This window comes from Mesorhizobium sp. INR15 (genome assembly GCF_015500075.1).
In the GTDB taxonomy this organism is placed as follows: Bacteria; Pseudomonadota; Alphaproteobacteria; order Rhizobiales; family Rhizobiaceae; genus Mesorhizobium.
The window spans coordinates 3149228-3161854 of record NZ_CP045496.1 but is presented as its reverse complement, the minus strand read 5'-3'; the positions used below and the strand labels follow the sequence as shown (position 1 = coordinate 3161854).

Annotated in this window: 11 protein-coding genes and 1 pseudogene; all 12 read right to left on the bottom strand. The window is 65.3% G+C overall.

Features of this window, described 5'->3' with window-relative positions; translation table 11 throughout:
* Nucleotides 1-17: 17 nt before the first annotated feature.
* Nucleotides 18-1034: an ABC transporter permease gene (locus GA829_RS15385; protein WP_195179301.1), complete on the bottom strand. Its 1017-nt coding sequence runs from the start codon at nt 1032-1034 to the stop codon at nt 18-20.
* Nucleotides 1031-2092, bottom strand: coding sequence for a sugar ABC transporter ATP-binding protein (locus GA829_RS15380; RefSeq protein ID WP_463671734.1), 1062 nt, complete (start codon nt 2090-2092; stop codon nt 1031-1033). Before GA829_RS15380 ends, GA829_RS15385 begins: the two co-directional genes overlap by 4 nt.
* A 42-nt stretch (nt 2093-2134) precedes the next feature.
* A pseudogene (locus GA829_RS37780) lies at nt 2135-2515 on the bottom strand (ATP-binding cassette domain-containing protein); the annotation flags it as partial.
* Nucleotides 2516-2840: 325 nt separating this feature from the next.
* Nucleotides 2841-3788 (bottom strand): substrate-binding domain-containing protein, encoded by a 948-nt coding sequence (locus GA829_RS15375; protein WP_195179299.1) that lies wholly within the window; start codon nt 3786-3788, stop codon nt 2841-2843.
* Between the two features lie 263 nt (nt 3789-4051).
* On the bottom strand, nt 4052-5968 hold the full coding sequence (locus GA829_RS15370) for a diguanylate cyclase (RefSeq protein ID WP_195179298.1): 1917 nt from the start codon (nt 5966-5968) through the stop codon (nt 4052-4054).
* Nucleotides 5969-6134: 166 nt separating this feature from the next.
* Entirely contained in the window at nt 6135-6599 is a 465-nt protein-coding gene (locus tag GA829_RS15365; protein ID WP_195179297.1) for an SRPBCC family protein, read from the bottom strand.
* A gap of 8 nt (nt 6600-6607) precedes the next feature.
* Nucleotides 6608-7375 carry an IclR family transcriptional regulator gene (locus tag GA829_RS15360; protein WP_195179296.1) on the bottom strand — a complete coding sequence of 256 codons (768 nt, stop codon included), beginning with the start codon at nt 7373-7375 and terminating at the stop codon, nt 6608-6610.
* A 35-nt stretch (nt 7376-7410) separates the two neighbouring features.
* Nucleotides 7411-8607, bottom strand: a complete 1197-nt coding sequence (locus GA829_RS15355; RefSeq protein ID WP_195179295.1) for an adenosylhomocysteinase — start codon at nt 8605-8607, stop codon at nt 7411-7413.
* A 239-nt stretch (nt 8608-8846) separates the two neighbouring features.
* The gene (locus GA829_RS15350; RefSeq protein ID WP_195179294.1) at nt 8847-10025 is read right to left on the bottom strand and encodes an MFS transporter; all 1179 of its coding nucleotides are present in this window, start codon (nt 10023-10025) and stop codon (nt 8847-8849) included.
* A gap of 23 nt (nt 10026-10048) precedes the next feature.
* Nucleotides 10049-10885: a DMT family transporter gene (locus GA829_RS15345; RefSeq protein ID WP_195179293.1), complete on the bottom strand. Its 837-nt coding sequence runs from the start codon at nt 10883-10885 to the stop codon at nt 10049-10051.
* Nucleotides 10882-11466, bottom strand: coding sequence for a TetR/AcrR family transcriptional regulator (locus GA829_RS15340; protein WP_195179292.1), 585 nt, complete (start codon nt 11464-11466; stop codon nt 10882-10884). Before GA829_RS15340 ends, GA829_RS15345 begins: the two co-directional genes overlap by 4 nt.
* Before the next feature lie 152 nt (nt 11467-11618).
* Nucleotides 11619-12545, bottom strand: coding sequence for a LysR family transcriptional regulator (locus GA829_RS15335; RefSeq protein ID WP_195179291.1), 927 nt, complete (start codon nt 12543-12545; stop codon nt 11619-11621).
* Nucleotides 12546-12627: the final 82 nt, after the last annotated feature.

The following is a 12627-nucleotide window of genomic DNA, read 5'->3' as shown; positions in this document are numbered from 1 at the left end:
GGGAGAAGGGAGCGCGCCTATCGCCGCACCCGTGACTTCAGCCATCGGTCGAAAGCCACCGCAAGGATCAGTATCAGGCCGATGACAATGCTTTGCGTGTAGGACGAGACGTTGTTGAACTGCAGGCCGTTCTGCAGCACGCCGATCAGAGCCGCGCCCACCACCGTGCCGCCGACCGAGCCGATGCCGCCGAACAGCGATGTGCCGCCGATGACGACGGCGGAGATGACCGTCAGCTCGTAGCCGATGCCGGCCACCGCTTCGGAAGAGTTCAGCCGCGCCGACAGGACAAAGGCGGCGAGCCCGGCGAAGAAGCCGACGATGACATAGACCGAGACCAGGATGCGGTCGACGCGCAGGCCGGACAGGCGCGCCGCCTCCGCATTGCCGCCGACGGCATAGACGGCGCGGCCATAGCGGGTGTAGCGCAGCACGACGTGGCACAGAACCGCCGCCAGCGCGAAGATCAGCGCCGGCACCGGCACGGGACCGATCAGGCCGGTGCCGAACCAGCGCATCGAAGCGTCGAAGCCCGAGATCGGGCCGCCATTGGAAATGGTCAGCGTCAGCCCGCGAAACACCGTCAGCCCGCCCAGCGTGACGACGAAGGGCGGAACTTTCAGCCGCGTGATGGCGAGCCCCTGCACGCCGCCGGCGGCGGCGCCCACCGCGACGGCGGCAAGCAGCGCCGCGAACCAGCCGAAACCTTGTGTACCCGAGGTCGATAGCGACAGCGTGTTGGCGGTGCCGCCCTTGGCAACAACGGCGGCGACCATGCCGCAAAAGGCGAGAAGCGAGCCGACCGAGAGATCGATGCCGGCGGTGAGGATGACGAAGGTCATGCCAAGCGCGATCAGCCCGGTGATCGAAATCTGCCGCGTGATGTTGAACAGGTTGATCGGGTCGATGAAGCTCGGCTTCAGCACGGTGAAGACGACGATCAGGGCGACAAGGAACAGCAGCGGCCCGAAGCTCATCAAAAGCCGTGCCATGTTGATGCCGCCGCGCTGGTTCTGGTCTTCCGCGACGCTCATTGTGCGGCCTCCTCGGTGGATCCTGGCCGGTCAAGCGCCATCAGTTCCATCAATTTCTCCTCGCTTGCCTCGACCCCCGGCATTTCGCCGGTGATGCGTCCCTTGCGCATGGTCACGATCCGGTCCGACACCGCCAGCACCTCGGGCAGTTCCGACGAGATCATCATCACCGCGATGCCGCGAGCCGCCAATTGCACCAGGATCTGGTGCACCTCGGCCTTGGCGCCGACATCGACGCCGCGCGTCGGCTCGTCGACGATAAGCACTTTTGGATCGCGCGCCAGCCAGCGCGCCAGGATCACCTTCTGCTGGTTGCCGCCCGACAGGCCTTCGATCGCCTGCTCGGCCGAGGCCATGCGGATCGACAGCATCTTGCGGAAGCCCGACAGTGCGTCGCGCTCGCGCCGCTCGGCCATGAAGCCGAGGCCGTTGCTGAAGGATCCCAGCGACGCCACGGAGAAATTCGGCAGGATGCCGAGGGCGGCAAAGATCGCCTGATGCTTGCGGTCCTCCGGCACCAGGCCGATGCCAAGCCTGATCGCGTCGGCGGGCGATGCCGGGGCGATTTTCTTGCCGTTGAGCGTAATGGTTCCCGCAGCAATCCGGTCGGCGCCGAACATGGCGCGCGCCAGCTCCGTGCGGCCCGAGCCGACGAGGCCGGCAACGCCGAGGATTTCGCCGGCCTTGAGGTCGATATCGACGCCGTCGAGCACGATCGCATGCGGCGCCTCGGGATCGCGCACCGTGCGCAGGCCACGCACCGACAAGATGACATCGCCAGCCACCGTGCGCTGCGCCGGCCGCGCATAGAGTTCGGACGCGGCGCGGCCAACCATCTTCTCGATGATCCGTGGCAGCTGTATCGGCCCGCCTTCGCGCTCGAGATGGCCGGCCAGCCGGCCGTCGCGCAACACCGTCATGCGGTCGCAAATGGCCGACGCTTCCTCCAGCCGGTGGGTGACGAACATGATGGCGACATTGTCCTTGCGCAGCCGGTCCATGATCGACAGCAGCCGCTGCACCTCGGTCTCGGTCAGCGCCGAGGTCGGCTCGTCCATGATGATCAGCCGGCTTTTCAGCGACAGCGCCCGCGCGATCTCGACAAGCTGCTGCTCGGCCACGGACAGCGCGGACACCGGCGTCATCGGATCGATGGAGAGACCGACGCGGGCGATGATCGTGCGGGAGGCTTCTTCCATCTTGCGCCATGACACCAGCCCCAGCGGACCGGTCGGCGCACGGCCGATGAAGATGTTCTCCGCCACCGTCAGCGTCGGAATCAGGCTGAGTTCCTGGTAGATGGTGACAATGCCAAGCCGCTTGGCGTCCTGCGAGCTACTTGGATGATAGTCGGCGCCGTCGAAGACGATGCGGCCGCTGGACGGCGGCATGACGCCTGAAAGGATTTTCAGCAATGTCGACTTGCCGGCGCCGTTCTCGCCAAGCAGGCCGAGGATTTCACCCGGCCTGATGTCGAGCGAGACATCGTTCAGCGCCGTGACGCCAGAGAAATGCTTGGTCACACCCTCGACGGCAAGCAGGACGGGCGATGCGGCTTCAGCTGGAGACAAGAGCTTCTCCCTAAGGGCAGTAGGGGCAGGATTGAATGCAAGAAGCGTTTGCGCCGCCCCTCACCCTTACCCTCTCCCCGTATAGAAACGGGGAGAGGGATCGCCAACGTTGGAGCGTTTCCCTTCTCCCCGTCTCTTTACGGGGAGAAGGTGCCGGCAGGCGGATGAGGGGCAGCGCCAACTCATGGTCTTTTGCTGGCGCGGCAACCCCCGCCAGCCTGTCAACCGTCACCCCCTACTTCGTCTCGCCAATGCGCTCCGCCTTGTCGAGATTGTCCTTGCCGATGACGATCGGCGTCAGCAGCACCAGCTTCTCCTTCGGCTCGGTCTTGTCCTTGGCGAAGGCGACGGCGATGCGCACCGCGGTACGCGACTGTTCGCCGGGGAACTGCTCGACCGTGCCGGCAAGCTTGCCGTCGCGCACGGCGACCAGCGCTTCGGGCAGCGCGTCGAAGCCGTAGATCTTTACATCGGTGAAGTTGCGGGCGGCACAGGCTTCCATCGCGCCCAGCGCCATGTCGTCATTGGCGCAGACGATCGCGTCCGGCTTGCCGTTGGCGGCAAGACCGGCCTCGGTCACCGACAGCGCCTCGGCGCGGGCGAAGTTGGCGGTCTGCTCGAAGATGATCTGGTACTTGTCCTTCACCGGATCGAGCACATTGTGCACGCCCTTGTTGCGGTCGATCGCCGGGCCGGCGCCGGGCTGGCCCTGAAGGTGGAAAATCTTGGCGCCATTGGGGAACGCCGCCACCATGGCATTGGCCTCCGCCTCGCCACCCTTGACGTTGTCGGCGCCGACATGAGCGAGAATGCCCGCGACACCGTCGACACGGCGGTCGATCGTCACCACCGGGACGCCGGCCTTGACGGCTTCCTCGATGGCCGGCGCGAGCGCATTGACGTCGAGCGGCGAGATGACGATGGCGTTGACCTTCTGCACCAGGGCCGCCTCGATGTCGGCGGTCTGCTTGGTGGCCGAATTCTGGCCGTCGCTCTCGGTCAGGTTGACGCCTTGCGCGGCCGCTTCCGCCTTGATCTCGTTCAGCATGTGCACGAAGAACGGAAAGCCGAGATTGGGCACGGAGCCCAGAATGGTCAGCTTGTCCGCGGCAAACACCGAGGGTGCGGCAAGCATCATGGCGCCGGCGGCAGCCGAGGTCATCAGGAATTCACGTCTGTTCATGGGATCCTCCTCCACAGGGGCGCATCATCCCCAAAACCGGGTGGTCTTGGGAAAGGATCATGCGCCGGTTCAAAGTGTTGGAGCATCCTCCATGCGCCCGAGGGCGCGTACCGCTCCAGCTGACCGCCGCTGCAAAAAACTGCCTCCCGTCGGCGTCAGCCAGGGGATGCTAACCCAGGGTCAACCGTTTGAGCAACACTAATATAACAGAAGCTATTCGGATAATTATCGGAATTGTCTGAATTTTGAGCCGAGGAGAGCCGTCACTTGCGCCGTCCGCGCAAAAGTGGCGCCTGAGACAGGTCATGGCGCGGCCAGCCATGCACGCGGTCGCGCCCCGCCGCCTTCGCGCCATAGAGCGCCTCGTCGGCGCGCCGGATCAGCCCGGCCATGTCGAGGGCCGGCCCGTTAGCATCGAGGCTCGCCACCCCGGTGCTGACAGTCACGATCTTCTTTTCGCTAGCCTCGTGCACAAGTTCCAGGCCGCGCACGGCGGCCCTCAGCTTCTCGGCAATGACGAAAGCGCCCTTGGCGTCGGTTTCCGGCAGGATCATCGCGAACTCCTCGCCGCCGTAGCGGGCAGCGGAATCCGCCGGGCGGCGCATCGTCGCCCGCAGGCAGTCGCTTACGGCGCGCAGGCAGTCGTCACCCGCCGGGTGGCCGTAACGGTCGTTGAACCGCTTGAACCAGTCGACATCGACAAGCAGTAGGCTGAGCGGCGTGTCGTTGCGCTGGCTGCGGGCGAACTCGCGCGCCAGCGTCTCGTCGAAGGCGCGCCGGGTCATCAGTTCGGTCAGGCCGTCGCGATGCGCGAGCAGGTTCAGCTTCTCGTTGGCCGCCACCAGTTCCGCCTCGGCCTGCTTGCCCGCGGTGATGTCGGAGAACACGCTGAGGCTGCCGCCATCATGGGTCGGCCTGGTTCTGATATCGAGCCAGCGCCCGTCGGCCAGCCGGATCTGACGGTTGCACGCCACATGATGCGACCGGATGATATCGTCGATCCACGGCTCGAGTTCGTCTCCCTGCACGATCTCCTCGCCGCGCTCGACGGAGAGGCGAAGAATGGCGCGATGATCGGCACCGGGAACACGCACATCGGCGGTATCTGGAAACATCTCGCGGTACTGGTCGTTGCAGAGCGTCAGCCTGTCCTCGGCGTCGAACATCACCAGCCCGTCGGCCATATGCGTCAGCGCATCGGTCAGCCTGACGCGGCTTTCGGCCAGTTCGTTCTCGAGTTCGCGGCGCGCGGTGATGTCGCGGTTGTGCGTGATCAGGCCGATGATCGTGCCAGCCCGGTCGGTCAGTGGCGCCTTCAGGGTGGAGAGCCAGCCGTAGGCGCCGCCAGCGTGCTGGACGCGTTGCTCGATGGTCGAAGGCGCGCCGACGCCAAGGATCACCAATTCGTCTTCCCGGAACTTGGTGGCGGTCTCTTGCGGATAGAAATCGAAATCGGTCTTGCCGATCAGCGCCTTGGCGTCCGCCGCGTGCATCAGCCGCGCGGTCGCCGGATTGGCGGCAATGAACCGCCCGTCCAGGTCCTTGACGTTGAGACAATCGGGCAGTGCTTCGACGATCGCCTTGTAGATGCGCCTGGAATGCAACGCCTCTATGCGCCGCCGCTCCTGATAGAGCGCCAGTCCCGACAGCATGATCGAGACGAAGATGAGCAGTGAAGTCGGCAGCCCCACTTGCGGCACCACCACCTGCATGATCGCGCGCGGCAGCGCGAACAAGGCAAGCAGCGAACCGGCCGCGGCCGCCGCCGCCAGAATCAGCACGTCGACGCGCTCGGGATAGCGGCCCTTCAAGGCAAGATGGCCGGCGATGCCGATCAGCGTGGCGATGCCGATCCCCGCGCTGCCGGCGACCACGCCAACGCCGCCTTCATGGAAGCGGTAGGCAACGGCCATCAGCCCGGCAATGGCGCAGGCGACCGGACCGCCGAAGAAGCCGGCCAGCGCGATCATCGTGCCGCGCAGGTCGACAAAGACCCCTTCCTGCAATTGCATCGGTGTCATCATCAAAATGACGGCGCCTGAGCCCATCAGCAGGCCGAAGGCTGTCGCGCGCGTCAAAGCCGCCTTGCGGTCCACCCACACATGCGTGTGAACCCAGACGGAGACAAACATTGCCACGACGGCGAGATTGGCCAGCAGTTCGGACCAGGGCGAGCCCATGTTTCACGCGTCCATATTGCGCGGCCTTCAGGAGGCGGCGCTCTACCGGTACGCCGTCCAAGAAAACAAAGCGTTACGGCAAGGCGTTGGATTGTCCGGATGCGTACGGGCGGCACCGCCCTTCGCGGTGCCGCCCCGGCGAACGTCGCCCAAGGCAAAGTCCGCTTCACGTCGCGCCATGTGCGCCCCGCCCTTCGCAGACCGCCTTGACGATCCGCAAGGTCGGCCCCCAGTAGAGATTGACGTGCGGGCGGATGGACGGCTCGGCGAAATCGCTGAGCGTCAGGCAAAGCAGCGTGCCATCAGCCTGAGGCGTCAGTTCGAAGCGGACCACGGTGTAATTTTCAGGCACGTTGGACAGGCGCGACGCCGAGAGCGTGCTCCAGTACCCGTATTGAAAGATCTTCTCCGGCTCGAACGCCTGAATGGCGCCATGGTTCTCGAACGGCAGGCCGTGCAGCAGCCCGCGCATCACGATCGCGGCTCCTTCATGCCAATGCGAGATGACCGTCAGGTCCTCGTCGGACATCCATTGCCGGATCATCGCCGGCGTCGTCAGCACCTGCCAGACCCGCGCCGGCGTGGCCTCGATGACAACGGTCTTGATGATCGGCGCGAGCGGATCGGTCATGCTGTCGGTCAGGGCGCCGGCGACAGCAGCATACCGATCTCGGCGGCGGCCTTCGCGGCGTGGCCTCTGACGGTGGCAAGGTCGAGCATGCTGTAGGTGGTCGCGACGTAAGGCACCGTGAGTGCGGCGACCGCCTCTCCGAACGGCCCGATGACGGGAAAGGCAAGATCGGTCACCCCCGCCTGCAGCCCATCCGCCACCTCTTCATGGCTGGCCGCACGGATGCGCGCCAGGGCATCCTGAATGCCAGCATTTTCCTCAGCGGAACCATCCGCTTGCAGCCATTGCTTGATTCTCTCCGCCGGCTGGAATGCCATCAGCGCGCGCCCTGTCGCCGTGCCAAACAGCGGGAACTGGGCGCCGACCCGCACCCGGAAACCGAATGAAGCCGGGCTTTCCACTTGCGCCAGGATCAGTACCCGGCCGGCATTGTGGACACCGAGATTGCAGGATTGCTGGATGGCGTCGGACAGGCGCCGCATCGAAGGCAGTGCCGCCTGCACCAGACCGCGCAGCGGCTCGTGCCGGTGCGCCAGTTCAAACATTCTCGTCGACAGGAAATAGAGCCCAGCCGGCCGGTCGCGGAAGATATAGCCACGCCGCTCCAGCGCCTGCAGCACGCGGTAGATCTGGTGGATCGAACGGCCGACAGCCTCGGAAATCTGGCCCTGATTCAGCCCGTCCTTCTGGCTGGCCAGCAGTTCGAGAATGTCGAACGCCTTGTCCAGCGCCGGAACCGAATAGTCCGGCGCCTCAGCGCCGCTTTTGCCAGCCATGCCCGCAGCGTCCTTTCGAATCGGCGCCACTATAGCTAGGCGGCGGCGCCCATCGTAGCCATCATCAGTCTGGCGATGCGCCGGTTGATGTCGTCCGGCACCGGCTGTGCGCCCGCCGCCAGTCCATTCCCCTTCACCACCCGCTCCAGCGACAGCGCCTGCAGCATGAAGCCGATGTCCATGGATTCGATCGAATTGCCCTTGGGTTCGCTGCCAGCGAGATTGAACATGCGCCCTTCGGCGACCAGGATTACATGCCGGCCATTGGCAAGGTCGACACGGCGCAAGGTGCCGTCAAGCTCGCTGACGCCAACCGTCATCGCCTGCAAGCCCTCGGTGTCGATCTCCCAGGGGAAATGCCCGGAATTGGCCAGCACCGCGCCTTCGGCCATGGCGGCAATCGCCTCCGCCGGCAGCACGCCGGCGCGGCCCGTCGCGGTGATGAAAACCTGCGCCCATGGCGCGAGGTCGCCCAGCGGCGCCACCCGGTAGCCGTCGAGAGCGGCTTCCAGCGCCTTGATCTCATCGACCTCGACGATCGCCACGCGGCCGCCAAGCGCGCGCAGATATTGCGCGATGCCGCGCCCGCACCAGCCATAGCCGATGACGCAGAAGCGCCTTCCCGGAATCATCAGGTTGGTGATGCGCATGAAGCTTTCGACCACCGACTGGCCGACCGCGTGCTTGTTCTCGCCGATCGCCTTCAGCGGGCTATCGTTGATGACGATCGAGGGGAACGGCACCTTGCCGGCAAGTGCGCCGCGCAGCCGGTCGCCGCCCGATGTCGTCTCCTCGGTGCCGCCGAGAATGGACGCCGCCAGACCGCGTTCGACGATGCCGGCGGCAAGGTCGGCGCCATTGTCGAGCAGCATGTCGGGTTTCGCGTCCAGCACCCGCGCCAGATTGGCGTGATGGTCGGCCAGCGTGTCGGCGCGGCTGCCGAACACGCCGATGCCCTGGCTTTGCAGGAAGGCCACGACATCGTCCTGCGTCGAACCGTGATTGCCGGTGCCGACAATCTCCGCCCCACCCTCGGCCAGCACCTCGAGCAGCACCGCCGTCTTCGGTTCGATATGCAACGACATGCCGATGCGCCGGCCAGCGAAGGGCCGCGTCCGCCGGAACTCCTCCCGCATCGTCGCCAGCATGGCCATGCGCGAACGAATCCAGGCAACCCGGCCACGGCCACGCTCGACCAACCCAGCGTCGGGAGTCACGGAAGAATGGCCCATGCGGAACCCTCCATCAATACAGCATATACAAAAACTATTTTTGCATATGCATTCATCTAAGAGCGGCCGTCAAGCCATTCGCGGGGTTCCAATCTGTTCCGGCGCCCTGCCCGCGCATGCCCCGCCACCGCTTTCGCCCGATGCCGCTATCAACGCAGGACGCTGGCGGCTCAAGCCGGTGCGCCTAGCAAAGCCCGATGATTTGCAAGGAAGCCAACACACCCTCCTGACATCGCGTGTCAGCCCCGGCGCGACACCAGCAGCGCCAGCCCTGTGGACATAGCGCCGAAGCCGCAGGTGCCGCTCCAGCCCCAGGCCGAATAGGCGAGCCCGGCAAGGCCCGAACCGCAGGCGCCGCCGAGGATCATGGTTGCCATGAAGATAGTGTTCAGCCGGCTGCGGGCGGTGGGATCGAGCGCGTAGATGCGTGACTGGTTGGCGACCTGAGACGATTGCACGGCGAGGTCGAGGATCAGCACGCCTACGACCATTGCCGCCAGCGAGCCCTGGAACAGGCCGAAGATGGCGAAAGCGGCCACCACCAGGCCGGCGCCGGCCGAGACGATGGCGCCCGGCCCGTGGCGGTCGGCGAACCGGCCGGCGAGCGGCGCGGCCAGCGCTCCCACCACGCCAACCAATGCCATCAGCCCGACGGCCGTGGCGCCGAAGTGATAAGGTGCTGCGTCGAACACCAGCGCCAGCGTCGACCAGAAACCGATGAAACCGGCAAAGATCAGCGCCTGGACGATGATTGCCTGCCGCAACAGCCCGTGCGTGCGCACCAGCGTCCACAGCGAGCCGATCAGCCTGGCATAGCTCAGATCCGTCACCGGTTCGCTGCGTGGCAGCCGCCACGCCAGCAGCGCCCCGGTCGCCAGCATCAACGCGGCGGCGGTCCAGAACACCGCATGCCAGCCCCACAGGTCGCTGATGACACCGCTGACGGTACGGGCGAGCAGAATGCCGATCAGGATACCGCCGGTGACGATGCCAAGCACGCGGCCACGTTCCCGAGGCGCCGCCAGATGCACGGCGAGCGGCACGATCTGCTGGGTGACGGTGGCGAACAGGCCAACACCGATGCCGGCCACGGCCAGCCAGACAAAGCCCGGCGCGATGGCCGCCGCAACCAGCGCGATGACCAGTGCCGCCATCGTCGCCAGGATAAGCCGGCGTCGCTCCAGCCGGTCGCCGAGCGGCGCCAGAAAGACAATGCCGGCGACATTGCCTAGCTGCGTCACCACGGGGATTACCGATACCGTGATGGCCGACAGGTGGAACTCATCGGCAAGCAGGCCGAGCATCGACTGGTTGTAATAATTGTTGGCGACCGTCAGCCCGGCGGCTATCGCCAGAAGCGCAAGCAGGCCATGGCCGATGGCCGGCTGGCGATCCGTCGTGGCAGCGTCACTGTGCATTCCCATTCCTCGGCGCGGCATCGTTAGGATTGATAGCCGAGGCAGATGGCGCCGAGCGCGACGACGGCGCAGGCAGCGACGCGGCCGGGCGTCAGCCGCTCGCCGAGGAACAGCCATCCGATCAGCGCCGCGAACACGACGCTGGTTTCCCGCAACGCGGTGATCGGGCCGGCCGGGCCGAGCGCGAAGGCAGCCACCACCACGCCATAGGCGATCAGCGCGACGATGCCGCCCGCCAGCGCCTTCAGCGTTTCGGAGGAGCGGATGTCGACGGTGAGCTTGCCGCGCCACAGCACGAAACTCGCCGGCAGCAAGGCGCCGTAGAGCAGCAGCACCCATGCGGTGTAGGCGCCCGCATGGCCGGCTTGCCGGACGCCGATCGCATCGACCGTCGCATAGGCAGCGATGACCGCGCCGGTCGCCAGCGCGAACAGGATCGACGGTGTAGCGGCGCGCCGTTTGCCCAGCGACAGGCTCATGATGCCGACAGCGACCAGGACGATGCCGGCGGCCTGCCAGGGGCCGAGATATTGGCCCGCGAAAACCAGTCCGCCAAGCGTTACCAGCAATGGCACGCTGCCGCGCACGATCGGGTAGACCTGCCCGAGTTCGCCATACCGATAGGCGGCGACCAGGAAGAAGCTGTAGCCAACCTGCAGACAGGCCGAGAGCACGACATAGGGCCAGGCCGACGGCACCGGCAGCGGAGTGAGGAAAACCACGGGGATAGCGACGACGGTGCTGGAAAAGCTCATCACGGTGACGATCCACAGCCGGTCGGCGCCAGTGCGCAGAAAGGCATTCCAGGACGCATGCAGGATCGCCGCGAACAGCGCCAGCCCGATGACCGCCGCACTCATTGCATGGCCACCGGCTGGCCGAGCAGGCCGCATGCTGCCTGGCGGGCATTCTCGAAGGCGGTATCAGCTTGCCCAATCTGGGCCAGCAGGCTCGCGCCTTCGATCAGCATCAGCAGCGCCGAAGCGACCGCCTCGGCGCGATCCCCAGGCATCACCTCCTCAAGCAGCCGGCACATGCGCCGCTGCAGACCGTTCTTCTGTTCGGCCACGGCCTTGAATACCGGATGACCGGGATCGCCATATTCCGCCAGCGCATGTGCAAACAGGCAGCCGTGAAAATCCGGGCTCTGGAACCAGCCTCCGTACCAGTCGAAGATGGTCATGATCTTCTGTTGCGGCGTGGTCTCCAGCAAGGCGAGCTGGTCGAGCTGGTGCTCGAAGCGTTGTGCCCGCCAACCCAGCACCTCGGCGATCAGGCCCTCCTTGCTCGGGAAATGCCGATACATCGTCATCTTGGCGATGTCAGCTTCGGCAATGATCCGGTCGATGCCGGTGGCATGAAAGCCATCGCGCTTGAACAGCGCATAGGCCGTCTGCACGATATGCTGACGCTTTTCGGAACTGGCGGGGATTGGTGACATGTTCTTGCAACCAAAGAGGTGAGACAGGTCTGTCTCATTACGTCAGCTTCGCTTGCAGGTCAACACGGCCCGGCGAAGACAGGCGCCAGCGCCACCAGGGTCAGCAGCGCCAGCCGGCCAAAGTGAGTAGCAGGACCAGCGGCAAGCCGCGGTCAGAACCGAGGCAACGGTGAAAGCTCCACCGCCACCGGACTTGCCTCTTGAGGCTGCGGGCGCCGGCCCTCGAACAGCGCGCTCTGGTCGCGGATGCGCGCCATCATATGCTCGCGAAACACCCTGACGCGCTTGGTGCGGCGCAGGTCCGGATGATAGAGCAGCCACAATCCCAGGTCATGCGCGGGATCGGGTTCGCGAAAGCGTTCCAGCTGCTCGGCGCTGTCGCCCATGAAGCAAGGCAGATAGGCAAGCCCAAGCCCCTGTTTCAGCGCCGCCAGCGTCAGCAGCGTGTCATCAACGAAGAAATTATGCTGGTGATCCGGACAGGCCGTGCCGGTCCAGGCCTGATGGAAGGCGCAGCATTCCACACCCAGCCATTTCGGCTTGGCTTCGCTGGCCCGCAAAGCCTCCACGTAGCCTCGCTCCCCATAGACGGCCGACGCCACATTGGTGAGCTTCGTGCCGACCAGCGTGTCGAGCGGGGTGTTGGTCAGGCGAATGGCAATATCGGCGTGGCGCTCGGCCAGGCTGACATACCTGTTGGAGACCTGAACGTGCAGCTGGATGTCGGGATAGGCTTCGCTGAAACTGGCGAAGATCGGCATCATGACCGATGAGGCCATGTTGTTGATCGCCGACACCCGGAGCTCGCCGGCAACCCGGTCTTCCTGACCGCCGAGCGCGCCCTCGACCTCGAGCACCTCGAGTTCCATCTTGCCGGCCGCCATCCGCAGTTCATCGCCGGCCGGTGTCAGCTCGTAGCCGGATTTCTTGCGCTCGATCAGCCGCGTGCCGAGTTGTGTTTCCAGCAACCGGATGCGTCGCGAAACGGTGGAGTGCTGGACATTCATGCGTTTCGCGGCGCTGCTGATCGAACCATCGCGCGCGACAGCCAGGAAAATCCGCAAATCATCCCAATGCATCTTGAACCCCGATCTGTGCATTTTTGCAAAATGGGCGTCGAGATTTCGAGAATTGAGCCAGAATTACGCGATCTCTACCGTC

What these genes read in the sequence shown, in the direction of transcription:
- GA829_RS15385 (WP_195179301.1), bottom strand. Translation starts at nt 1,034, where the DNA reads ATGAGCGTCGCGGAAGACCAGAACCAGCGCGGCGGCATCAACATGGCA.
- GA829_RS15380 (WP_463671734.1), bottom strand. Translation starts at nt 2,092, where the DNA reads ATGGACGAGCCGACCTCGGCGCTGACCGAGACCGAGGTGCAGCGGCTG.
- GA829_RS15375 (WP_195179299.1), bottom strand. Translation starts at nt 3,788, where the DNA reads ATGAACAGACGTGAATTCCTGATGACCTCGGCTGCCGCCGGCGCCATG.
- GA829_RS15370 (WP_195179298.1), bottom strand. Translation starts at nt 5,968, where the DNA reads ATGGGCTCGCCCTGGTCCGAACTGCTGGCCAATCTCGCCGTCGTGGCA.
- GA829_RS15365 (WP_195179297.1), bottom strand. Translation starts at nt 6,599, where the DNA reads ATGACCGATCCGCTCGCGCCGATCATCAAGACCGTTGTCATCGAGGCC.
- GA829_RS15360 (WP_195179296.1), bottom strand. Translation starts at nt 7,375, where the DNA reads ATGGCTGGCAAAAGCGGCGCTGAGGCGCCGGACTATTCGGTTCCGGCG.
- GA829_RS15355 (WP_195179295.1), bottom strand. Translation starts at nt 8,607, where the DNA reads ATGGGCCATTCTTCCGTGACTCCCGACGCTGGGTTGGTCGAGCGTGGC.
- GA829_RS15350 (WP_195179294.1), bottom strand. Translation starts at nt 10,025, where the DNA reads ATGCACAGTGACGCTGCCACGACGGATCGCCAGCCGGCCATCGGCCAT.
- GA829_RS15345 (WP_195179293.1), bottom strand. Translation starts at nt 10,885, where the DNA reads ATGAGTGCGGCGGTCATCGGGCTGGCGCTGTTCGCGGCGATCCTGCAT.
- GA829_RS15340 (WP_195179292.1), bottom strand. Translation starts at nt 11,466, where the DNA reads ATGTCACCAATCCCCGCCAGTTCCGAAAAGCGTCAGCATATCGTGCAG.
- GA829_RS15335 (WP_195179291.1), bottom strand. Translation starts at nt 12,545, where the DNA reads ATGCATTGGGATGATTTGCGGATTTTCCTGGCTGTCGCGCGCGATGGT.